The following is a 21,230-nucleotide window of genomic DNA, read 5'->3' as shown; positions in this document are numbered from 1 at the left end:
GGGGTGTCGCTCACGCTGAAAACCCTTGGACGATGGAGGCACCTGCCGGGGTGAAGGCCTGCAGATGCACCTGGCGTTCTGATTCGTTGATTGCTTCAATACTGATAGCGACATCGGCAATGGGTGTTACCGCTGCAGCCTTCTGCGGCCATTCTGCCACTTTCAGGCCGGGGCTGGCAAAAATATCGCGGAAGCCAGCGTCTTCCCATTCGCGCGGATCGTCGAAACGGTAGAAGTCAAAGTGCCACACCGGGTAGTCGCGCCCCTCATGCGGTTCGACCACCGCGTAGGTGGGGCTCTTGATGCGGCCCTGCACACCCAGGGCGCGCAGCAGGTGGCGCACCAGGGTGGTTTTTCCCGCGCCCAGATCGCCATGCAAAGTTAGGTAAACATTGGACAGCGCTGGCTGCGCGGCCAGGCGCGCGGCAAAAGCTTCCGTATCGCGCTCGTCTTTCCAGATGCAGTGGAGCGAGGGATAGGAGGGGCTGGCAGTAGCGTTCAAAATGTCGTTCCCGGGCCGCGCGGGCCCTCAGGTTTTTTACAATGGCAGCACATGGACGCCGCTGATCCCACTTTCATCCAACAGATCAACGACTGGGCGCTGGAGCTGGGATTTTCCCAAATCGGCGTGGCAGGCGTGGATTTGTCGACGGCGGAAGCTGGATTGATGCAGTGGCTGGAAAAAGGTTTCCATGGCGAGATGCATTACATGCAGGCCCATGGCCTCAAGCGTGCCCGGCCGGCGGAGCTGGTGCCCGGCACGCTCAGCGTGATTACAGCACGCATGGATTATCTGCCGCAAAACACCCCGCCAGACTGGCTGCGGCAGGAGTGGGAGCGCCATGCGCGGCCCGGCGAGGGCCTGGTCAGCGTCTATGCCCGGGGGCGCGATTACCACAAGGTGCTGCGCAACCGGCTGCAAAAACTGGCCGAGCGCATTGATGCTGCGCTCAGTGAACACAACCTGGCGCACCGCGCGTTCACCGATTCAGCCCCCGTGCTGGAGGCCGAGCTGGCCAGCCGCAGCGGGCAGGGCTGGCGCGGCAAGCACACGCTAGTGCTGAGCCGCGATGCCGGCTCGATGTTTTTTCTGGGCGAGATCTTTGTCAATATCGCCTTGCCTGCCACCGCGCCGGTGACGGCGCATTGCGGCCAGTGCACGGCCTGCATCGATGCCTGCCCGACGGCGGCCATCATTGCGCCGCAGTCCATCGATGCGCGGCGTTGTATCTCTTACCTGACGATTGAGCTCGATGGCGCCATTCCCGAGGAGTTCCGTGCGCCCATGGGCAACCGCATCTATGGCTGCGATGACTGCCAGCTGGCCTGCCCCTGGAACAAGTTTGCCCAGCGCACAGTGCTGCCCGATTTTGATGCGCGCGGCGCGCTGATGGACCAGCAGCTGCCCCATCTGTTTGCATGGGACGAGGCCACGTTCCTGCGCATCACCGAAGGCAGCCCCATACGCCGCATCGGCCATGAGCGCTGGCTGCGCAATATCGCCGTGGCCCTGGGCAATGCCTGGCGCCAGACCGGTGACGCGCGCTACGCGCAGGCGCTCCACAGCCGTGCCGACCACGACAGCGCCGTGGTGCGCGAGCATGTGGCCTGGGGGCTGGGCCAGCGCAGCGCCTGAGGGTGGGCGGGGCCCCTGATCAGCCGCTGAAAAAGCCCGAGGCCTTGAGCTGCGCCACCAGCAAGTCGGTAAAGCGCGCATAGCCTGCGGCATTGGCATGCACCTGGTCGGCACGCATGGCGTCATTGGCCAGCACCTCGCTCCAGGCCTTGGCGAGCAGAGGCACTTGCTCCTCCTTGGCCAACGCCTCATAAATGGGATGGTCCTGGATGCGGCCGGTCAACGCGGCGCTCATGCTGAACTCGGGCACCGCCACCAGCAACACCGGAATGTGCTGCGCCTTGCACTGCTGCAGCATGCTGGCGATCTGCGCCTGGGCCGCTTGCGCGCTTTGCCGGCGCAGCCAGTCGTTGCCGCCGGCGCAAATGATCACCAAGGCGGGATGGTGGGTCTCCAACAGCTGCGGCAGGCGCTGCGCAATCTGGCTGCTGGTTTCGCCGGAGATGCCGGCATTGATGACGTTCCAGCCGGTGCGCTCGGCCAGCAACTGCGGGTAGGACTGCGCGGCGCTGGCGCCCACGCCCTGGGTCAGCGAATCGCCCAGTGCCAGCACGGTGGCACCGGCGGGCAGTGCCATCGCAAGTGGGGCTTTTTTGCTGCAGGCGGCAAGCCCGGCAGTCGCCAGGCCGAGGAAGGGGAAAAAGGCCAGGCGCTGAAGGCTATGGCGGCGGGCGGTGTCACAGGTTTTCTGCATAGCCGCCGAGCTTAACCGATGGCTTTTACAGAACCTGTTGTTAAACCGGCCACCAGCCCAGCAAGCTGAGCGCAAACGGCAGGCTGGCCACGCCGCAGATGGTGGACAAGGTGACCAGCCCGGCCACATAGGCGCCGTTGTAGCCCATGCGGGCGGCCAGCACATAGCAGGTCGATGCGGTAGGCAAGGCAGAGAAGATCAACAAAATGGCGGCCTGCTGGGCCGACAGCGCCAGCCAGTGGGCCATGCACAGCGCAATCAGGGGCGTGACAAAGTGGCGGATGGCCAGGACCGAACCGCTGAGCAGCTTGCCGCGCGCCAGCAGCCCTAACTGCATGCCGGCGCCCGCCGACATCAGGCCCAGCACGATGGAGGCCTGGCCGATGCGGGCCACGGTGGGCTCGACGATGGCGGGCAGGCGCAGGCCGACCAGGTTGCAGACCAGCGCGGTGAGGGTGGCAACGATCAGCGGGTTGCGCAGCAGCTCACGCATAAAGCCATGCTGCGAGCCCTTGGCCATGGGGTAGACGGCGGCAATATTGAACATGGGCACGCAGACGCCGATCAGCACCGAGATCAGCTGCAGGCCTTGGGGGCCAGCCAGGCGGTCGGCCAGTGCCAGGCCGATGAAAGAGTTGAAGCGAAACGCGATCTGCGCGCTGGCGGCGGCGTCGCGGCTGTCCACCCTTTTGCCCAGCCAGGGCCAGCGTGGCAGGGTGTAGGTCATCGCGATGGCAACCAAGCCGGTGGCCACGCCGGCCAGCATCAGGTTGGAGGTGCCCTGCCAGTCGATCGGGCTGCGGATGATCGAATAGAACAGCAAGGTGGGAAAGAGGAAGTAGTACACCAGGCTTTCCACCGGCTGCCAGATGGCCCGGTTCAGCGCCGTGTAGCGGCAGACCAGATAGCCAATCAGGATCAGTGAGAAATCGGGGAAAAGCAGTTGGGCGTAGTTCACGGGCGCAAGCATAGCGGAAGGGCCCGCGCTAAGGCCCAATCGCTGTCGCGGCGGTAAGCATGTTGCTGGGTGCAAGCCCTGCCAAAGCAGTTGCCAATTGCGCTATCTGCCGCCCCGATGCGGGAAAACACGGGCCATCGGCCGCGCGCTTTGAGGCAGAACAGGCGGGCAACACCGCTAGCATGGTGGCTACGTCCGAGCTGGCCCTGGCCGGCAACCCCAGATCCCGAGGAGACCTCCACGATGATGAACCGCCGACTGTGCCTGGCCCTGGCACTGGCGCTGGGCAGCAGTGCTGCCCTGGCCGCTGACCCCTATCCCAACAAGCCCATCCGCCTGATCGTGCCCTTCGCCGCAGGCGGCACCACCGACATCGTGGCGCGGGTCATCTCCGAGCCGCTGTCCAAGGCGCTGGGCCAGCCGGTGGTGGTGGACAACAAGAGCGGTGGCGGTGGCACCGTGGGCGCGGCCGAAGCGGCACGCGCCCAGCCCGATGGCTACACCCTGAGCATCGCGACGGTATCGACGACAGCCACCAACCCGGCCGTCAACCCCAAGATGCCCTACAACGTGCAGCGCGATTTCACGCCCATCATCAATGTGGCGGCCACGCCCAATGTGATTGCCGTGCACCCCAGCTTTCCGGCCACCAACTACCAGGAGTTCATTGCCGAGCTCAAGAAGAACCCCGGCAAGTACTCCTATGCCACGCCCGGCACTGGCAGCATTGCCCACCTGCTGATGGAAATGCTCAAGTCCGAAACCGGCGTGAACGTGGTCCACATTCCCTACCGGGGCGGCGGCCCGGCCTTGAACGACACGGTCGCCGGCCAGGTCAACATGATTTTTGACAACCTGCCCTCGGCCTACCCCTTCATCCGCGACAAGCGCCTGCGCGCCATCGTGGTGGCCGCGCCCCAGCGCGTGGCCGGTCTGGAATCCATCCCTACCTTTACCGAAGTGGGCGTGCCCGTGGTCAACCGCAGTGCCTACTACGGCATCGTTGGCCCCAAGAACCTGCCCAAGGAGATCGTTGACAAGGTCAACGCGGCCACCAAAAAGGCGCTGGAAGACCCGAACGTGCAAAAGCGCATTGCGGAGACCGGCTCGAACATCCTGGGCACCACGCCTGAAGTGTTTGCCCAGCAGATGAAGGACGAATACGCGGCCTACAAGGCGGTGGTGGACAAGCAGGGTATCCAGCTGGATTGATCGCCCACTACCGCTTGCGGTGCCTCAAAGCGCGTGCGCTTCCCTAGGGAAATCACGCGCCTTTTGTGCGGTTGCAGCACGGTTGCGGCCGTATTAATCCGGTATAAACGCGCTGTGCTGAAAAAGCATTACGTGGCCGTGCGCCATGCGGGTCATCCACCGGCACGCGAACCACGGCCGCACTATTTCAAATGAGGAGATTCATCATGCAACGTCGCTCTCTCGTGGGCCTGACCTTGATCGCTGCTGCCGCAGCCACCTTGAGCACTGGCGCTCTGGCCGATACAAAATACCCTAACAAGCCCATTCGCCTGATCGTTCCTTTTGCAGCTGGCGGCACCACCGATATCATTGCGCGCGTGATCGCCGATCCCCTGGGCAAGGAGCTGGGCCAGCCCGTGGTGGTGGACAACAAGGGTGGTGCTGGCGGCACCATCGGCGCGGTGGAAACGGTGCGCGCTGCGGCCGACGGCTACACCCTGGGCATTGCGACCGTCTCCACGGTGGCAACCAACCCCGCCATCAACCCCAAGATCTCCTACGACCCGATCAAGGACTTCACGCCCATCATCAATGTAGCGGCCACGCCCAACATCATTGCGGTGAACCCGAAGTTCCCGGCCAAGGACTACAAGGAGTTCGAGGCCGAGCTCAAGAAGAACCCCAACAAGTACGCCTACTCGTCCTCTGGCACCGGCGGCATCCAGCACATGCTGATGGAGCTGTACAAGAGCCTCACCGGCATCCAGATGACCCACATCGCCTACCGTGGCGCGGGCCCGGCGCTGAACGATACGGTGGCCGGCCAGGTCAACATGATCCTGGACAACCTGCCCTCGACCCTGCCTTTCGTGAAGGACAACCGCCTGGTGCCTATCGTCGTGGCTGCGCCTGAGCGTCTGGCCGTGCTGCCCAATGTGCCTACCTTCAAGGAAGTGGGCCTGGAGCCCGTGAACCGCATGGCTTTCTACGGCATCCTGGCGCCCAAGGGCGTCTCCAAGGATGTGGTGGACCGCATCAATGCCGCCACCAAGAAGGTGCTGGCCGACCCTGCGGTGAAGAAGCGCATCGAAGACACCGGCTCGCTGGTGGTGGGCAACACGCCCGAGCAGTTCGCCGAGCAGATCAAGGCCGAGTTCGACGTCTACAAGGACGTGGTGAAGAAGCAGGACCTGAAGCTGGACTGATCGCCGCTGCCAAAATCCCCAAGCCGCCCGCGCAAGCCGGCGGCTTTTTTCATGCCATGATGCCGGGCATGGCAAGCTCTCCCCGCTCCGAATCCGCCCGATCTGCAGCCCCCAGCGTCACCGCTGCGGCGCACCCAGTGATTGACCGTTTTATCGATGCGGTGTGGCTGGAAGACGGCCTGGCGCGCAACACCTTGGCGGCCTACCGGCGCGACCTGGCGCTGTACGGCCAGTGGCTGGCCCAGGCGCACCCGGGCCAGGCGCTGGAGCGCAGCGATGAGGCCCAGCTGCAGGCCTTTTTTGCCAGCCGCATGGGCGACAAGTCCAGCACGGCCAACCGGCGCCTGACGGTGCTGCGGCGCTTCTTCCACTGGGCGCTGCGCGAGTCGCTGATCAGCGCCGATCCCACCTTGCGCATGCTGGCCGCACGCCAGCCGCTGCGGGTGCCCAAGACGATGACCTCGGCCATGGTCGATGCGCTGCTGGAAGCGCCCGACGCCGGCAACCCGCTGGGCCTGCGTGACCGCGCGATGCTGGAGCTGATGTATGCCAGCGGCCTGCGGGTGTCAGAGCTGGTGGAGCTGCAAAGCGTGCAGCTCAGCCTGGCTGATGGCATCGTGCGCGTGGTGGGCAAAGGCAGCAAGGAGCGGCTGGTGCCCTTTGGCCAGGTGGCCCAGCAGTGGCTGGAGCAGTACCTGGCCGAGAGCCGTCCCGCCATTCTGGCCGGCCGGCAAAGCGCGGACCTGTTTGTGACCCAGCGCGGCAGCGGCATGACGCGGGTCGCCTTCTGGATGATCGTGAAGAAATATGCGCAGCGCGCCGGCATCACTGCGCCGCTGTCCCCCCATACCTTGCGCCATGCCTTTGCCACGCACTTGCTCAACCATGGCGCCGATTTGCGGGTGGTGCAGCTGCTGCTGGGCCATGCCGATATCTCCACCACTACCATCTACACCCATGTGGCGCGGGAGCGCCTCAAGGTGCTGCACAGCCAGCACCATCCGCGTGGGTGATGGGGCAGTGATCTCAGGCTGGTGGTTGCTGACGCTAGGCTTCTGAGGTCCAGCGGGCAGGTGTTGGCTCCCAATCGGGAGATGGTTCCCGATCGAGCAGCGCACATACCAGGGCACCCAGCGCAATATCCATGCAGTCGCCCGCCGCTTGGGCGCCACCATCTTGCTGGTGGGCCTGCAATGCAAACGGGCGAAAGGCTGTCCAATCCGCCGCCAGGTGGGCCACCAGCAAACGCGCCAGATCGTAGGAAAGCTCGTTGGACGGACCGGTTTGCGAGAACGATTGGCCATTCCAGAAGGACTGGATGCGCTCGGCATTCCAGAACGATTGGTGGCGTGCATGCATCTTGGGAAGGTCAGGGCGCATGCCTGCGCTTGGGCTCAGGCGCTGCTCGGTATTGACGGCCAAGCCTTCGTTCAGCCAGGTAGGGAGCGGCAGGTGCTGCACATAAGCATGGGTGAGCTCATGCACGATGACGGGTTCCAGCGACTGGAGGCTGTCTGCCATGGTCACAAAATGCCCGCATCCCGCCTGGATGTACATGCCGCTGCTTTCCGCATATTCGCCCTCGTCCGGGTAATAGTGCGCGACATAGCGGTAATAGCTCTCCTTGTCCTCGAACACGATGACCAGGTCATGGCCCCAAGGGGGTATCTCGGCCACCCCCTCCAGCACCTGCAGGATGCGCTGGGCGCTTTTGTGGATGTAGTCCAGCATGGCCTTGGCGACCACCGCATCAAGGTTGGACAGCAAGAGCGCCGCGCCATGCTCGCGCACCCGAAAGTCTGGCCCCAGCGCCAGGCACAGATGGTCAAACCAGGCGCGCTCTGCCAGGCCCCAGGCTTTGGCTTGCTCCTCGGGGTCTGGCAGTTGCGAGACCCATTCGGACACCGCTGACCAGTCCAATACGGGCAGGCCGTTGGCGTCCTGCATCACCGAGGCCAGCACCAGTGGCTTGCTTTGAGACACGGCAATCTGGGCCGCAGCGACAGCCGGTGGGGCTGCGGTATCGGCAGAAGAGGCGGGGACGAAAAAAGAAGTCAGCCAACGAAGCATGGAGGGCAGGGTGTCATGGAACTCTGCCGACTATAGTTGGCTTGGCCTGGATACGGCGATGGGCGGCTCGCAACGTTGCGAATACGCCTAGCGACGCTTCAAATCCCCAGCGGGTTCTTGCGGCCCTTCTCGACCGGGTTGGCCAGCAGTTTTTGCGCGGGGTAGGCGCGCAGAAATTCCTTGGCCTTGTAGGCCGATGAACGCAGCCAGGCGTCATAGGCGCCTTCGTTCAGGATGGCGGGCATGGTCTTGTCGTTGCCGGGCTGCTGGTAGCGGTTCATCAGCGCATGGGCATTGGCGTTGACGGTGATGATGGCGTAGCTCAGCAGTTCGGTGCCGTCGTCATCGGTCCAGCGGGACCAGATGCCGGCGACGCCCATCGGCAGGCCATCGACGCGGGCGATGCGGGTGGGCTTGGCCTTGCCGGTGCGGTAGTCGTCGGTCACAAACGCCATCATCGGCACGATGCAGCGCTGGTTGTTGAGCCAGGCATCGCGAAAGGCGGTGCTGGTGGAGGCGTTGTCGGATTTGACATTCACCAGCTTGGTGGCGCGCAGCTGGCCATCGGAGGCGGACTTGACCCAGTGCGGCACCAGGCCCCATTGCGCGGGCACCAGCAGACGCGGTGTGGCCACTGGCGCAGCGGCGGGCGCGGGTTCGGCATCGGCGGGGGCGCCGCCCGCTGCGGCTTCTGCAGCGGCCTGCTCGGCCAGCGCAGCCTTGCGCGCCGAATTTTCGGCATCGGTGGAGCCCGTCAGGCTGGTGGTGATGAAGAAGCCGGGCCGGCGCGGCGTCATCTTGCGCTCGCCCATCTCTGCAGGCGGCTCTACCTGGAAGGCGCTGAGGTACAGCTCGGGGGCTTTGAGGGCTTCGTATTGGGTGCTCATGGGCGCAATGGTACGTGAAGGCTGCAGCAGCATTCGCTGGCGCCGGTTTCTGGCAGAAGATAAAAAGCCCACCCTGGGGCAGGGTGGGCTCGGTGGCAAGCCTTGCGGCCGCGGTGCGTATTTTAGATCAGAGCGATTGGCCCAGCTTGCGCAGAAAGCGCTCGCAGGCTTCGAGCTGGCTGATCTCGACAAACTCATTGGGCTTATGGGCCTGCTCGATATTGCCGGGGCCGCAGACCACGGTGGGGATGCCCAGATTCTGGAACAGGCCGGCTTCGGTGCCATAGGCCACCTTGCGCGTGGCCTGGTCGGCGGTCAGTGCACGCACCAGCGCGGTGATGGCGGCTTGCTCGCTGGCTTCCAGTGCGGGGGCGGCGGGGCCGGTTTCGATGTCGATGCGGGCATCGGCAAACTCGCGGCGCATGCGTGGCAGCAGCTCGCCGGTCACATAGCTTTGTACCTTGGCCTGGATGCTGTCGGCCGTCATGCCGGGCAGGTTGCGGAACTCGTAGTTGAACTCGCAGAGCTCGGGGATGGTGTTGACCGCGATACCGCCCGAGATCTGGTTGGTGGTCATGGTCGTGAACGGCACATCGTAGAACTCGTCGTACGGGCCATTGGCCTTGAACTGGTCGGCCACATCGCGGATATGGCAGATCAGGCGTGCGGCGTATTCAATGGCATTGCAGCCCTTGGGGGTCAGCGAGGAATGCGCTGCCTTGCCATGCACCTTGCAGCGGTACAGGTTGATGCCCTTGTGTGCGACCACCACCTGCATGCTGGTGGGCTCGCCCACCACGCAGCCATCGGCCTGCTGGCCGCGTGCCTTCAAGGCGCGCAGCATCACCGGGGCGCCGGCGCAGCCCACTTCCTCGTCATACGACAAGGCCAGGTGGATCGGCTTCTTGCGCGGCATCGCGATGAACTCGGGCACCAGCGCGATCGATGCGGCGATATAGCCCTTCATGTCGGCACTGCCACGGCCGTACAGACGGCCTTCTTTTTCAGTCAGCGTGAACGGATCGCTGTCCCAGTTCTGGCCGTCAACCGGCACCACATCGGTGTGGCCGGACAGCACGATGCCGCCTTGGGTGCTGCCGTCATCGGCTGGCAGGGTGGCGAACAGGTTGGCCTTGTCGCCCTGGGGGGAGTGGATCAGCTCGACCTTCAGACCCTGGTGGGCCAGTGCATCACGCACGGTTTCGATAAGGGCGAGGTTGGAGTTGCGGCTGGTGGTGTCGAATGCGACCAGCTTTTCCAGCCAGGAGCGGGTGTTCATAGCGCTTCACTTGGTGTTACATGCAAGGGACCGAGTGTAGGGCGCTTGCGCCTTTGCGGCAGCGCGCACCGCCTAAGCTGGGGTTGGGTGTTGGGGTTTTAGATGGGTTGGCCCAGTGGCTGGGACAGAAAGAAAAACGGGAGCCCGTAGCTCCCGTTATGGCCCGACCTGGTCGGAAGGGTCTATCAGCCCAGCACTTCGAGCAGGCGGTCCAGCCCGCCGGTGTTGATCGCCACCTTGGCCTCGGCACGCACGCGCGGCTTGGCGTGGAACGCCACCGACAGGCCCACGGCACGCATCATCGGCAGGTCGTTGCTGCCATCGCCCACGGCAATCACCTGCTCGGGCGCGATGCCCATCAGCGAGGCCAGGCCCAGCACGGTGCTGCGCTTTTCTTCGCCGTCGCAGATGTCGCCCCAGCTCTGGTCGATGAGGCCGCCGGTCAGCTGGCCGTCCTTCACCTCGAACTGGTTGGCGCGCACAAAGTCGATGCCCAGCAGGCTTTTGACATGGTCGGCAAAGTAGGTGAAGCCGCCCGAGACCAGCAGCACCTTGAGGCCGGCGGCATGCGCCGCATCCACCAGGGTCTTGGCGCCGGGGGTCAGGGTCAGGCGCTCTTGCAGCACGCGCTCGATCGAGGCCATGGGCACGCCCTGCAGCAAGGCCATGCGCTGGCGCAGGCTGTCCTTGTAGTCGGTGATCTCGCCGCGCATGGCCGCTTCGGTGATCGCCGCGACCTCGGCCTTCTTGCCGGTGACGTCGGCGATCTCGTCGATGCACTCGATGGTGATCAGGGTCGAGTCCATGTCGAACGCGATCAGCTTGTAGTCGGACAGCTTTTGCGGCGTGGCCAGGTTCTGGAGGGTCAGGCCGGGGGCGAATTCGGTGGAGGCACTCATGGGAGCTTTACAGGGGTGAGGGTAGGGGAATGATAAACGGGCGGGTTCAGACGGGCCGCTCAGGCCGTGGCCACGGCGGCCGCCACCGGCTTGCCCAGGCTGCGCACCACATCGCGCACCATCTGCACGCGGTCCTTGACCTCGGGCAGGGCGCGCTCGATGCGCAGCTTGTCGTTGCCGGCCAGCTTGATGGCCTTGTTCTTCTGGATCAGGCTGATGATGGTCATCGGCTCGATCGGCGGGTTGGGGTAGAAGGTGATGTTGATCACGCCGGGCGCGGCATCGACCTTCTGCACACCAAAGGGCTCGCAAAGCACGCGCAGGCGGTGCACATCGACCAAGGTCTGGGCCTGCGGCGGCAGCTTGCCAAAGCGGTCCACGATCTCTTCGAGCAGGTTGTCGATCTGGTCGCTGGTCTTGGCGGTCGCCAGCTTTTTGTAGAACGACAGGCGCAGGTGCACATCGCCGCAGTAGTCATTGGGCAGCAGCGCGGGGGCGTGCAGGTTGATGTCGGTGGCGGCAGACAGGGGGCTGAGCAGGTCGGGCTCCTTGCCTTCCTTCAGGCTGCGCACGGCCTCGGACAGCATCTCGTTGTAGAGCTGGTAGCCGATCTCCATCATGTTGCCGCTCTGGTTGTCGCCCAGCACTTCGCCGGCGCCCCGGATTTCCAGGTCATGCATGGCCAGGTAAAAGCCGCTGCCCAGCTCCTCCATCTGCTGGATGGCTTCGAGGCGCTGCGCGGCCTGCTTGGTCAGGCCGTCCAGATCCGGCACCATCAGATAGGCATAGGCCTGGTGGTAGCTGCGGCCCACGCGGCCGCGCAGCTGGTGCAGCTGTGCCAGGCCAAACTTGTCGGCGCGGCTGATGATGATGGTGTTGGCGCTGGGCACGTCGATGCCGGTCTCGATGATGGTCGAGCACAGCAGGATGTTGTAGCGCTGGGCCACAAAGTCGCGCATCACGCGTTCGAGCTCACGCTCGGGCATCTGGCCGTGGGCGACGGCAATGCGGGCCTCGGGCAGGATCTCTTCGAGCTTCTGGCGGCGGTTCTCGATGGTCTCGACCTCATTGTGCAGAAAGTAGCACTGGCCGCCCCGCTTGAGCTCGCGCAGCACGGCTTCGCGGATCACGCCGGTGCCTTCGCTGCGCACAAAGGTCTTGATCGCCAGGCGGCGCTGTGGCGCGGTGGCAATCACCGACAGATCGCGCAGGCCATCGAGCGCCATGCCCATGGTGCGCGGGATGGGGGTGGCCGTCAAGGTCAGCACATCGACCTCGGCGCGCATGGCCTTCATCGCCTCTTTGTGGCGCACGCCAAAGCGGTGCTCTTCATCGATGATCAGCAGGCCCAGGTTCTTGAACTGGGTTTTTTCAGACAGCAGCTTGTGGGTGCCGACGACGATGTCGACGGTGCCGTCGTCCAGGCCCTTGATGGTCGTGCTGACCTCCTTGCCCGAGCGAAAGCGCGACACCAGCGCCACCTTGATCGGCCACTTGGAGAAGCGGTCGGCCAGGGTCTGGTAGTGCTGCTCGGCCAGCAAGGTGGTGGGGGCGAGCAGGGCCACCTGCTTGCCGCCGGTGACCGCCACAAAGGCGGCGCGCAAGGCGACTTCGGTCTTGCCAAAGCCGACATCGCCGCAGACCAGGCGGTCCATCGGCTGGGGCGAGATCATGTCCTGGATCACCGCATGGATGGCGGCGCGCTGGTCGGCGGTTTCCTCAAAGCCGAAGTCATTGGCGAACTGCTCATAGTCCTGCGGGCTGTAGCGGAAGGCATGGCCTTCGCGGGCCGCGCGGCGGGCGTAGATGTTGAGCAGCTCGGCCGCCGTATCGCGCACTTGCTCGGCGGCCTTGCGGCGGGCCTTTTCCCACTGGCCGCTGCCCAGCTTGTGCAGGGGGGCCTCTTCGGCAGATACACCGGTGTAGCGGCTGATCTGCGCGAGCTGGCTGACTGGCACATAGAGCACAGCCTTGTCGGCATATTCCAGGTGCAGGAACTCCTGCAGCGCCGGTGTGCCATCGGGGTTCTTCTGGCCCACATCCATGTTGATCAGGCCGTGGTAGCGGCCAATGCCGTGCTGGGCATGGACGACCGGGTCGCCCACCTTCAGCTCGGACAGGTCCTTGATCAGCGCCTCGACATCGCTGGCCTGCTCCTGGCGGCGCTTGCGGCGGGCACCGCCGGTGGCGGCGAACAGCTCGGTCTCGGTGACAAAGTCAATGCCTTGCTCGGCCCAGCGAAAGCCCTTGGCCAGCGCCGCCGTGGCAATGCCGACCGGCTCGTCTGTGGTCTGCTGGAACTCGGCCAGCGAATCAAAGGCCGGTGGGTTGAGGCCGCTGGCGCGGAAGAAGTCGAGCAGGCTCTCGCGCCGGCCATCGCTTTCGGCGAGCAGCAAGGTGCGGGCCTGGCGCTGGGCAATGTGCTGCTGCAGCTTGGCCAGCGGGTCTTCGGCGCCGCGCACCACGGCCAGGTCGCCGAGCTTCTGGAAGATGGCGCTGTGCTCCACGTCCTCCAGCTGCGGGCGCAGCGACAGCTGGGCCATCTGCTTGGCGGTGGCGTAGAACTGGTCGGGGCTCAGGAACAGGCTGTCGGGCGGCAGCACCGGGCGTTCCGGGTCGCCCTGCACCAGGCGGTAGCGGTCGCGCGTGTCTTGCCAAAAGCGCTGGAAGGCCGGCTCAATATCGCCATGCAGCACCACGGTGGCCTGGCTGCCCAGGTAGTCGAACACGGTGGCGGTCTCGTCAAAGAACAGCGGCAGGTAGTACTCGATACCGGCGGTGGCCACGCCGTTGCCCATGTCCTTGTAGATGCGGCTCTTGGTGGGGTCGCCTTCGAGCATCTCGCGCCATTTATTGCGAAAGCGGGCGCGGGCCTCGTCGTCCATCGGGAACTCACGCCCGGGCAGCAGGCGCACATCCTTGACGGGGTAGAGGCTGCGCTGGGTGTCGGGGTCAAAGGTGCGGATGGAATCGATCTCGTCATCGAACAGATCAACCCGGTAGGGCACGAGCGAGCCCATCGGGTAGAGATCGATCAGGCCGCCGCGCACCGAGTATTCGCCATGGCTCACCACCTGGGAGACATGGTTGTAGCCCGCCAGCGTGAGCTGGGCCTTGAGGCGTGCCTCGTCCAACTTTTGCCCGGCCTTGAATGCAAAGGTGTAGCCCGCCAGGAAAGCCGGGGGCGCCAGGCGGTACAGCGCCGTGGTGGCGGGGATCAGCACCACATCGGCCTCGCCCTGGCTGATGCGCCACAGCGCCGCCAGCCGCTCGCTGATCAGGTCCTGGTGCGGCGAGAAGGTGTCGTAGGGCAGGGTTTCCCAGTCGGGGAACAGGGCCACGCGCAGTTCGGGCGCGAAAAAAGCCAGCTCGTCCTGCAGGCGGTGGGCATCGCCCGCATCGGCGGTGATGATGGCGGTGACGCGCTGCCCGGCCGCCTCGCGCGTGGCCAGGGTGGCGAGCAGCAAGGCATCGGCGCTGCCGGGGGGCATGGGCAGCTGAAAACGTTTTCCGGCGGTGAGTTTGGGGAGTTCCATAGGGGTCTACAACCAGTCCATAGACGGACTACAGCCCGGGGCGGCATGCCGCGCCTGGGCCTATCAAAGCCAAACGCGCCCAACGGGCGCACCTGACCACACCAAGTTCTAAAAATAACCAGGGGTCCGCTGCAGAACCCGCGCCCAAAACCAGGGCCCAGATAGGGTGGAAGCGCAAGGCTTGTTTTGCAGCGGAACCTTCAATCACGGGTCTGGCTGACAGCCCCGTGCAACCTCTGCATTCTAAAATACCCCCATGAACCAGACCGTCCGCAACGAATTGATCCCTGCTGTACCCAGGGCTGCCCCCGAAGTGGCTGCGCCGCTGACGGTAGCCGCAACGGTGCCGCCAGCAGACCCGGGCGCGCAGACCCAGGCGCTGGGGGAGATGCGGCAGGATGTGGTGGCCAGGTTCTGGGCCTTTTTGCCGTGCGCCGGGGTAGGCGCCCGGGCGGTGGATGCGAATCGCCCGGCCCATGTGCCCAAGCAATACCAGGACGTTGCGGGTTGGCCGCTGGTGTTGCACACCTTGGCCGCCTTCATCGCGGCCAAGCCGCTGTCGGGCGTGCTGGTGGGGGTGAGCCCTGGCGATGACTTCTTGCAGCGCTACCAGCGGCCAGGCTTTGCGATCAGCCCCTGTGGTGGACCCAGCCGGGCCGATACGGTGGCCGGCGGCCTGCGCAGCTTGCTGGGTGACTCGGGCCTGGGTGCCCAGCCGCATGACTGGGTGCTGGTGCATGATGCCGCGCGCTGCCTGATCAAGCCCAGCCAGATCGAGCAGCTGATGCAGGAATGTGCGGCCGATGAGGTGGGTGGCCTGTTGGCACTGCCATTGCCCGATACACTCAAGGCCGCTGCCACCGATGCCCACGGCCAAAGCCGGGTCAGCAGCACCTTGCCACGGGTGGACAAGTGGCTGGCGCAGACGCCGCAGATGTTCCGCATCGGCGCGCTGCTCGAAGCGCTGGAGCGCTGCAACGATGTGACCGACGAAGCCAGTGCCATCGAGGCGCTGGGCCTGCAGCCCCGCCTGGTGCCGGGCAGCAGTTTCAACTTCAAGGTCACCTTTCCCGATGACTTTGCGCTGGCCGAAGCCTTGCTGCTGCAGCGCATGGCCAGCGGGGACAGCCAGGTGGCCGCACTGTTTGAGTGATTCCCCGGTGATGCGTTGCCAAACCCTCGCGTGAAGGTTTGGCAGTGGCTTGCACTGCGGGGTGATGTAGATGGACTAGATAAGGGATGCAAATGCTGCAAATGCGCATTGGTGAGGGTTGGGATATTCATGCGCTGGTGCCCGGGCGCGACTTGGTTTTGGGCGGCATCAAGGTGCCGCACACCACGGGCCTGCTGGGCCATTCGGATGCCGATGTGCTGCTGCATGCGATCACCGATGCCTTGGTGGGCGCCGCTGGTATGGGCGATATCGGATCGCATTTTCCCGATACCGATGCCGCTTTCCGGGGGGCCGATTCGGCCGTGCTGCTGGCCGAGGCCATGCGCCGCGTCGCGGCCAAGGGCTGGCAGGTCAACAATGTCGACAGCACCGTGATCGCCCAGGCACCCAAGCTGGCGCCGCATATACCGGCGATGCGCGCCAATATTGCCAAGACCTTGGGCATTGATGAATCCCAGGTCAATGTGAAAGCCAAGACGGCCGAGAAGATGGGCCCGGTGGGCCAGGGCGCGGCCATGGAGGCGCGTGCGGTGGTGCTGCTGGTGCGGGCTGGCGAGCAGGCCTAAGTCAAGCGTTGGCAAGAAAGGATGACGGCCTGCCAGAGGCGGTCATCGTCGCCGCTGTGAAGGCGTATTCTCAGGTCACTTCGTACTGCGCCAAGACTTGCGCCCCGGTGAGCTTGGGCGTGTCGTTGGCCAGGTCGTAGTAGGCCGGTTTTTCGTCGATGAATATCTGCGATGCCAGCTGCATGCCATCCTCATCCTGAAACAGGCCCGCCGACAGAAAATGCTCGTTCGTGGCCAGCAGGCGGTAGAACAGATGCGTGCCACAGTGGCTGCAAAAGGCGCGTTCCGCCCAGGGAGACGAGGCATAGCGGGTGACGGGGCCTGTCAGCTCCACCTCGGTGCCGCCATGCAGGGTAAAGGCGGGGCCCTCGCTCCAACGCCTGCACATGCTGCAATGGCATACATGGACATCCTGGACGGTCGGGGCAGTCACATGGACCGCACCGCAAAGGCACTGGGCTTGCATGTCAACTCCTAGCACAACGAGGTGCCTGCATTCTATGCACAGACAGGGCATTGTGCCAGCGGCCGGTGCGCCGCTGGCCAGCGAGCCGCCTTACTGCAAATCCGCCAGGTTGGTCGGGGCGCCAGGCAAATGCCGCTTGATCTGCGGGCGCAGCAGGCGGCGCTTGGGTTCTTTGCCAATGGCCTGGTCGGGCGCGCGGCGCAGGTAGATGCTGGTGACGAGGCCCGTGCTGCCGTCCGAGGCATTGACCATGCTCAAGCGCCCGCCCATGCGTTGCACGGTTTTCTCGACGATCGACAGGCCCAGGCCTGCGCCGGCCGCAGCGGTACGGGCGGTGTCGCCACGGTAAAACGGCTTGGTCAGACTGCTCAGCTGGTCCTTGGAGACGCCCGGACCATGGTCGCGCATGCGGATGGTGACCGTGCTTTCGCTGAACTTGACGGTGATGTCGACGCGGGTGTGCGAGGCGCCCGGTGTCTTGCCATAGCGGCGTGCGTTCTCCAGCACGTTGGACAGCACCCGTGAGAGTTCGATCTCATCGGCGTTGACCATCAGCTCTTCGGGCACCTTCATGTGCACCTGCAGCTCCTGGTGGTCTTGCACCGCATAGACGCATGAGGACACGACGCCGTAGACATTGACGGGGGCGAGCTTGGCGGCATGGTCGGGACGGGCGTAGTCGAGGAACTTGTCGATGGTGGCATCGAGCTGCACGATGTCGGCCACCATGTGCTCGCGCGCGACCTGGTCGAACACGCTCATCTCGGTCTCCAGCCGCAGCCGGGCCAGTGGCGTGCGCAAGTCGTGTGAGATGCCGGCAAGCATGACGGCACGGTCTTGCTCCAGCTTGGACAGGCGCTCGCTCATGCGGTTGAAGCCGATGTTCACCTCGCGGATTTCGCTGGTGACCGCGTCTTCGTCGAGCTGGGCGGCAAAATCGCCTTCGCGCAGCCGGTTGGTGGCGCTAGACAGCTGCTTGAGCGGCCGGTTGATGAGACCCGCAATCACCGCCGCACCGGCCAACGACAGCGCCGCAGCGGTCAGCACCCACACCAGCCACGTTTTGCCGCCGGCCGGGTTGAAGCGCGAGGGCTCGATCAGGAACCAGTTCTGGTCGCCATCGATGGTAAAGCCCACCCACAGGCCTTCTTCGCCATTGACGCTGCTGGCCACAATGGTGCTGGGGCCCAGGCGTTTGGTGACTTCCTGCGTCAGGCGCGCGCCCAGCGGGGTGGAGTTGTCGATGGACTCGTACACATCCTTGGGCTCGCGCGGCACGATGCGCACGCCTTCCTGGTCGGCCATGGTCTTGACCAGCGAGACGCGGGCGATGGCATCGGAATGCATCAACGCGGCGCGGCTCAGGTTGACCAGCGAGGCGATCTGCTGGGCTGTCTGGATGGCGCGGGGTTCCGTCTCCAGCGAGCGCAGGGTCTGCACCCAGGCGAGGATGCTGCCCGTCAGCAGAATGGCGAGCAAAAAGAAGGTGCGCCAAAACAGGTTGAGGCCGACACGGGTGCGCTTGTTGCTGTGCGCGGCCGCTGCGGCGCTGCCTTCCAGGGGGGCCAGACCGGACTGGTCGGCTTCGTTGACGGGGGTGGGAGCCATGGACCGTGTGCGTATAGAAAAGTCGGATCAATAGAGGCTGGTAATGCCTCTATATTCTCGCTGTAAAGCGGGCGTGACACCATGCCGTGCCGCGCAATGGGGGTATAAAAAAACCGCCCCGCAGCCAGGCTGGGGCGGTTTTAGGTGTGAAGCTGTTCAAGAATCAGTTGGCACCATCGGGTACGAACACATAGCCCACGCCCCAGACGGTCTGGATGTAGCGCGGCGCGGCAGGATCGACCTCGACCAGCTTGCGCAGACGCGATACCTGCACGTCCAGACTGCGGTCAAAGGGCTCGAACTCACGGCCACGGGCCAGCAGAGCCAGCTTTTCACGCGACAGCGGCTGGCGCGGGTGGCGCACCAGGGTCTTGAGCATCGCGAATTCGCCGGTGGTCAGGGGCAGCTCTTCGCCATCCTTGGTCAGCACGCGGGTGCTCATGTCGAAGGTGAAGGGGCCGAAGTTGACCACTTCGTTCTCGCCCGAGGGGGCGCCGGGCGCTTCCTGCGGTGGGCGGCGGCGCAGCACCGCATGGATACGGGCCAGCAATTCACGCGGGTTGAAGGGCTTGCCGATGTAGTCATCGGCGCCGACTTCCAGACCCACGATGCGGTCGACATCCTCACCCTTGGCGGTCAGCATGATGATCGGGGTGCGGTCATTGCTGGCGCGCAGGCGGCGGCAGATGGACAGGCCGTCTTCACCGGGCATCATCAAATCAAGCACGATCAGATCCACCGTTTCGCGCAGCAGGATGCGCTGCAGGCCCTTGCCATCCTCGGCAATCATGACTTCAAAGCCTTCATGCGACAGATAGCGGCGCAGCAGATCACGGATACGTGCGTCATCATCAACGACCAAGATTTTGTCGACGCGATTGGTTGCGGTAACCATGGGTGGAGTCCTCCGGTTGATATGTAACTTTTACATTTTGACCGGTTTTTGCGAAAAATGCGCAACTCCGACCCGTTTTTTGACCCATGGTTACAAAGTTTGCGTTACATATGCAGTCTAGGAGGTCGTTTCTCACGCAATAAATCGAATTTTTCCTGCATTTTTTGCGGAAATAACCGTTTTTTAAGAAGGCGGAAGGCTAGCTTTCAAAAATGTTTCATATTTATGCGTTTAATGCATGGATGGTTTGAGGCGGGAAAAAAGGCGCTTGCGCGCCTTGTAGATGTAAGGAGCTCAAGGCCCCGACCGTTACAGCCCGCCTTATTGCGCGACCCAGCCTCCATCCATGTTCCAGGCCACGCCGCGCACGTTGTTGGCTGCGGGCGAGCAGAAGAACACCGCCAGCTCACCCAGCTCCTCGGGCGTGGTGAACTGCATCGATGGCTCTTTCTCACCGAGCAGCAGTTTCTTGGCTTCTTCATTGCTGACATTCATTTGCGCGGCCTTGGCATCGACCTGCTTTTGCACCAGCGGCGTGAGCACCCAGCCTGGGCAGATGGCATTGCAGGTGATGCCGCTGGCGGCGTTCTCCAGCGCGGTCACCTTGGTGAGGCCCACAATGCCGTGCTTGGCTGAGACATAGGCCGATTTGCCGGCCGAGCCAACGAGGCCATGGACCGAGGCGATATTGATGATGCGGCCCCAGCCCGCCTTCTGCATGGCCGGCAATGCCAGTCGGCTGGTGTGGAAGGCACTGGTGAGGTTGATGGCGATGATGGCGTCCCAGCGCTCCACCGGAAAATCCTGCACATTGGCCACATGCTGGATGCCGGCGTTGTTGACGAGAATGTCTACCTGGCCAAAGGTCTGCGCCGCATAGGCAAACATGGCCTCGATGTCGGCGGCCTTGCTCATGTCAGCACCGTGATAGCCCACGCGGGCACCCGAGCCACTGCTGGTGATGAGGTCTTGCACTTCCTTGAGCGGACCTTCGGAATCGCCAAAGCCGTTCAAGATGATGTTGGCACCCTGGCGCGCCAGCGCCTTGGCTATCCCCAGTCCGATACCGCTCGTCGATCCGGTGACGAGCGCTGTTTTTGCTTTCAACATCCAATATCTCCAGTTACTCGGTTAGTATTCATGCAAACGCATGTATCCATCCTAAGGCAAACCCCAGCCACGGTTTGCCTGGTAGCGCTGCGTTCATCTATATAAGAGGGGCCATGTACCAAGATCCACGCTTGCAGTATGTCACCTGTGCGGTGGCGGGGAATACGGACACGGGTCGCCAGGGTGCCACGCACCGGATGGCGTATTGGGAGTGGAACGACACCGGGGATCTGAACCACCCGCATGTGATCGTGTGCGCCCATGGCCTGACCCGGCAAGGGCGTGATTTTGATGTGCTGGCACGGCAACTGGCGTTGCAGGCGCGGGTGATCTGCCCCGACGTGGTGGGCCGCGGCTACAGCGATTGGCTGGAGGACCCCGCCGGCTACCAGGTGCCCTTGTATGTGGCCGACATGCTGGCGATGCTGCAGCAGGTACACCGCGCGGCACCCATTGGCAAGCTCGATTGGGTGGGTACCAGCATGGGCGGTCTTATCGGCATCGGCCTGGCGGGCGAGCCGAGCATCCGGCCGCTGATGCCCGCACCTGTTCGCCGTTTGGTACTGAATGATGTGGGGCCGACCATCGAGCCCTCGGCACTGGCGCGCATTGGCAGCTATGTGGGCCAGCACATGCTGTATGGCTCCGAGCAGGAAGCGGTGGCGGCCATGGGCCAGCTCTCCAAAGGTTTTGGCCCGCACAGTGATGAGGAATGGCTGGCGCTGTCGCGCCCGATGCTGCGGCCCGAAGCGGGCGGCAGTGTGCGCTTGCACTATGACCCGGCCATTGCGCAGCCCATGCAGGCGATGACGCCTGAGATGGCTGCCGCTGGCGAGCAATTGCTGTGGCGCCTGTACGAGCAGATCGACGCTGTCACCTTGGTGCTGCGCGGCGCAGATTCAGACTTGCTTTCTGCCCAAACGGCCCAATCTATGGCAGAACGCGGCCCCAGGGCGCGGGTGGTGGAGTTTGCCGGTGTCGGCCATGCCCCCACCTTGGTATCTTTTGATCAAACGGCTGCAGTGCTGGCTTTTTTATGCGGTGCGTAGCGCA

General features: G+C 64.1%; 19 protein-coding genes. 7 read left to right on the top strand and 12 right to left on the bottom strand.

Annotated elements, in window-relative coordinates:
• Nucleotides 1–10: 10 nt before the first annotated feature.
• A complete protein-coding gene (tsaE, locus tag LPW39_RS10660; RefSeq protein ID WP_230774432.1) occupies nucleotides 11–502 on the bottom strand; it encodes a tRNA (adenosine(37)-N6)-threonylcarbamoyltransferase complex ATPase subunit type 1 TsaE in 492 nt (163 codons plus the stop codon).
• Between the two features lie 51 nt (nucleotides 503–553).
• On the opposite strand from tsaE, the gene queG reads away from it, so the two are divergent.
• A complete protein-coding gene (queG, locus tag LPW39_RS10655; RefSeq protein WP_269075810.1) occupies nucleotides 554–1,636 on the top strand; it encodes a tRNA epoxyqueuosine(34) reductase QueG in 1,083 nt (360 codons plus the stop codon).
• 19 nt (nucleotides 1,637–1,655) lie between these two features.
• Here queG and LPW39_RS10650 read toward each other — a convergent pair whose 3' ends face one another.
• Both LPW39_RS10650 and LPW39_RS10645 read right to left on the bottom strand, forming a co-directional pair.
• The gene (locus tag LPW39_RS10650) at nucleotides 1,656–2,330 is read right to left on the bottom strand and encodes a GDSL-type esterase/lipase family protein (protein WP_230774426.1); all 675 of its coding nucleotides are present in this window, start codon (nucleotides 2,328–2,330) and stop codon (nucleotides 1,656–1,658) included.
• A gap of 40 nt (nucleotides 2,331–2,370) precedes the next feature.
• Nucleotides 2,371–3,300: an AEC family transporter gene (locus LPW39_RS10645; protein WP_230774424.1), complete on the bottom strand. Its 930-nt coding sequence runs from the start codon at nucleotides 3,298–3,300 to the stop codon at nucleotides 2,371–2,373.
• Between the two features lie 234 nt (nucleotides 3,301–3,534).
• Here LPW39_RS10645 and LPW39_RS10640 point away from each other — a divergent pair, with 234 nt between their 5' ends.
• The 3 genes from LPW39_RS10640 to xerD all read left to right on the top strand — a co-directional run bounded on the left by LPW39_RS10640 (nucleotide 3,535) and on the right by xerD (nucleotide 6,700).
• On the top strand, nucleotides 3,535–4,500 hold the full coding sequence (locus LPW39_RS10640) for a tripartite tricarboxylate transporter substrate binding protein BugE (protein WP_230775452.1): 966 nt from the start codon (nucleotides 3,535–3,537) through the stop codon (nucleotides 4,498–4,500).
• Between the two features lie 206 nt (nucleotides 4,501–4,706).
• Nucleotides 4,707–5,687, top strand: a complete 981-nt coding sequence (locus LPW39_RS10635) for a tripartite tricarboxylate transporter substrate binding protein BugE (RefSeq protein ID WP_027011016.1) — start codon at nucleotides 4,707–4,709, stop codon at nucleotides 5,685–5,687.
• A gap of 68 nt (nucleotides 5,688–5,755) precedes the next feature.
• On the top strand, nucleotides 5,756–6,700 hold the full coding sequence (xerD, locus tag LPW39_RS10630) for a site-specific tyrosine recombinase XerD (RefSeq protein WP_330166608.1): 945 nt from the start codon (nucleotides 5,756–5,758) through the stop codon (nucleotides 6,698–6,700).
• Between the two features lie 34 nt (nucleotides 6,701–6,734).
• On the opposite strand, the gene LPW39_RS10625 is transcribed toward xerD, so the two are convergent.
• From LPW39_RS10625 to mfd, 5 genes are all read right to left on the bottom strand, one after another.
• Nucleotides 6,735–7,757 (bottom strand): hypothetical protein, encoded by a 1,023-nt coding sequence (locus tag LPW39_RS10625; RefSeq protein WP_230774420.1) that lies wholly within the window; start codon nucleotides 7,755–7,757, stop codon nucleotides 6,735–6,737.
• Between the two features lie 98 nt (nucleotides 7,758–7,855).
• Nucleotides 7,856–8,644: an SOS response-associated peptidase gene (locus LPW39_RS10620; RefSeq protein WP_230774419.1), complete on the bottom strand. Its 789-nt coding sequence runs from the start codon at nucleotides 8,642–8,644 to the stop codon at nucleotides 7,856–7,858.
• 127 nt (nucleotides 8,645–8,771) lie between these two features.
• Nucleotides 8,772–9,923: an acetylornithine deacetylase gene (argE, locus tag LPW39_RS10615; RefSeq protein WP_230774417.1), complete on the bottom strand. Its 1,152-nt coding sequence runs from the start codon at nucleotides 9,921–9,923 to the stop codon at nucleotides 8,772–8,774.
• 185 nt (nucleotides 9,924–10,108) lie between these two features.
• Complete coding sequence (gene serB / locus LPW39_RS10610) at nucleotides 10,109–10,822, bottom strand: phosphoserine phosphatase SerB (RefSeq protein WP_230774415.1); 714 nt, start codon at nucleotides 10,820–10,822, stop codon at nucleotides 10,109–10,111.
• A 59-nt stretch (nucleotides 10,823–10,881) separates the two neighbouring features.
• On the bottom strand, nucleotides 10,882–14,358 hold the full coding sequence (gene mfd, locus LPW39_RS10605) for a transcription-repair coupling factor (protein WP_230774413.1): 3,477 nt from the start codon (nucleotides 14,356–14,358) through the stop codon (nucleotides 10,882–10,884).
• A gap of 388 nt (nucleotides 14,359–14,746) precedes the next feature.
• On the opposite strand from mfd, the gene LPW39_RS10600 reads away from it, so the two are divergent.
• Together LPW39_RS10600 and ispF are read left to right on the top strand one after the other, a co-directional pair.
• Nucleotides 14,747–15,511, top strand: coding sequence for an IspD/TarI family cytidylyltransferase (locus tag LPW39_RS10600; RefSeq protein ID WP_230775450.1), 765 nt, complete (start codon nucleotides 14,747–14,749; stop codon nucleotides 15,509–15,511).
• An 86-nt stretch (nucleotides 15,512–15,597) separates the two neighbouring features.
• Nucleotides 15,598–16,098, top strand: a complete 501-nt coding sequence (gene ispF / locus LPW39_RS10595; RefSeq protein WP_230774411.1) for a 2-C-methyl-D-erythritol 2,4-cyclodiphosphate synthase — start codon at nucleotides 15,598–15,600, stop codon at nucleotides 16,096–16,098.
• A 70-nt stretch (nucleotides 16,099–16,168) separates the two neighbouring features.
• Here the strand turns inward: ispF and LPW39_RS10590 are convergent, their stop codons facing one another.
• The 4 genes from LPW39_RS10590 to LPW39_RS10575 all read right to left on the bottom strand — a co-directional run bounded on the left by LPW39_RS10590 (nucleotide 16,169) and on the right by LPW39_RS10575 (nucleotide 20,177).
• Nucleotides 16,169–16,564, bottom strand: a complete 396-nt coding sequence (locus LPW39_RS10590; RefSeq protein WP_269075809.1) for a GFA family protein — start codon at nucleotides 16,562–16,564, stop codon at nucleotides 16,169–16,171.
• A gap of 90 nt (nucleotides 16,565–16,654) precedes the next feature.
• Nucleotides 16,655–18,172, bottom strand: coding sequence for a sensor histidine kinase (locus LPW39_RS10585; RefSeq protein ID WP_230774399.1), 1,518 nt, complete (start codon nucleotides 18,170–18,172; stop codon nucleotides 16,655–16,657).
• Between the two features lie 163 nt (nucleotides 18,173–18,335).
• Nucleotides 18,336–19,067, bottom strand: a complete 732-nt coding sequence (ompR, locus tag LPW39_RS10580) for an osmolarity response regulator transcription factor OmpR (protein WP_021027409.1) — start codon at nucleotides 19,065–19,067, stop codon at nucleotides 18,336–18,338.
• 321 nt (nucleotides 19,068–19,388) lie between these two features.
• Nucleotides 19,389–20,177: a 3-hydroxybutyrate dehydrogenase gene (locus LPW39_RS10575; protein WP_230774391.1), complete on the bottom strand. Its 789-nt coding sequence runs from the start codon at nucleotides 20,175–20,177 to the stop codon at nucleotides 19,389–19,391.
• A gap of 113 nt (nucleotides 20,178–20,290) precedes the next feature.
• On the opposite strand from LPW39_RS10575, the gene LPW39_RS10570 reads away from it, so the two are divergent.
• Nucleotides 20,291–21,226: an alpha/beta fold hydrolase gene (locus LPW39_RS10570; RefSeq protein WP_230774389.1), complete on the top strand. Its 936-nt coding sequence runs from the start codon at nucleotides 20,291–20,293 to the stop codon at nucleotides 21,224–21,226.
• Nucleotides 21,227–21,230 lie beyond the last annotated feature (4 nt).

The sequence above is a fragment of the Comamonas koreensis genome (assembly GCF_021026195.1).
GTDB lineage: Bacteria > Pseudomonadota > Gammaproteobacteria > Burkholderiales > Burkholderiaceae_C > Comamonas > Comamonas koreensis.
This window is presented reverse-complemented; position numbering and strand designations above follow the sequence as displayed.

What these genes read in the sequence shown, in the direction of transcription:
- queG (WP_269075810.1), top strand. Translation starts at nt 554, where the DNA reads ATGGACGCCGCTGATCCCACTTTCATCCAACAGATCAACGACTGGGCG.
- LPW39_RS10650 (WP_230774426.1), bottom strand. Translation starts at nt 2,330, where the DNA reads ATGCAGAAAACCTGTGACACCGCCCGCCGCCATAGCCTTCAGCGCCTG.
- LPW39_RS10645 (WP_230774424.1), bottom strand. Translation starts at nt 3,300, where the DNA reads ATGCTTGCGCCCGTGAACTACGCCCAACTGCTTTTCCCCGATTTCTCA.
- LPW39_RS10640 (WP_230775452.1), top strand. Translation starts at nt 3,535, where the DNA reads ATGAACCGCCGACTGTGCCTGGCCCTGGCACTGGCGCTGGGCAGCAGT.
- LPW39_RS10635 (WP_027011016.1), top strand. Translation starts at nt 4,707, where the DNA reads ATGCAACGTCGCTCTCTCGTGGGCCTGACCTTGATCGCTGCTGCCGCA.
- xerD (WP_330166608.1), top strand. Translation starts at nt 5,756, where the DNA reads ATGGCAAGCTCTCCCCGCTCCGAATCCGCCCGATCTGCAGCCCCCAGC.
- LPW39_RS10625 (WP_230774420.1), bottom strand. Translation starts at nt 7,757, where the DNA reads ATGCTTCGTTGGCTGACTTCTTTTTTCGTCCCCGCCTCTTCTGCCGAT.
- LPW39_RS10620 (WP_230774419.1), bottom strand. Translation starts at nt 8,644, where the DNA reads ATGAGCACCCAATACGAAGCCCTCAAAGCCCCCGAGCTGTACCTCAGC.
- argE (WP_230774417.1), bottom strand. Translation starts at nt 9,923, where the DNA reads ATGAACACCCGCTCCTGGCTGGAAAAGCTGGTCGCATTCGACACCACC.
- serB (WP_230774415.1), bottom strand. Translation starts at nt 10,822, where the DNA reads ATGAGTGCCTCCACCGAATTCGCCCCCGGCCTGACCCTCCAGAACCTG.
- mfd (WP_230774413.1), bottom strand. Translation starts at nt 14,358, where the DNA reads ATGGAACTCCCCAAACTCACCGCCGGAAAACGTTTTCAGCTGCCCATG.
- LPW39_RS10600 (WP_230775450.1), top strand. Translation starts at nt 14,747, where the DNA reads ATGCGGCAGGATGTGGTGGCCAGGTTCTGGGCCTTTTTGCCGTGCGCC.
- ispF (WP_230774411.1), top strand. Translation starts at nt 15,598, where the DNA reads ATGCAAATGCTGCAAATGCGCATTGGTGAGGGTTGGGATATTCATGCG.
- LPW39_RS10590 (WP_269075809.1), bottom strand. Translation starts at nt 16,564, where the DNA reads ATGCAAGCCCAGTGCCTTTGCGGTGCGGTCCATGTGACTGCCCCGACC.
- LPW39_RS10585 (WP_230774399.1), bottom strand. Translation starts at nt 18,172, where the DNA reads ATGGCTCCCACCCCCGTCAACGAAGCCGACCAGTCCGGTCTGGCCCCC.
- ompR (WP_021027409.1), bottom strand. Translation starts at nt 19,067, where the DNA reads ATGGTTACCGCAACCAATCGCGTCGACAAAATCTTGGTCGTTGATGAT.
- LPW39_RS10575 (WP_230774391.1), bottom strand. Translation starts at nt 20,177, where the DNA reads ATGTTGAAAGCAAAAACAGCGCTCGTCACCGGATCGACGAGCGGTATC.
- LPW39_RS10570 (WP_230774389.1), top strand. Translation starts at nt 20,291, where the DNA reads ATGTACCAAGATCCACGCTTGCAGTATGTCACCTGTGCGGTGGCGGGG.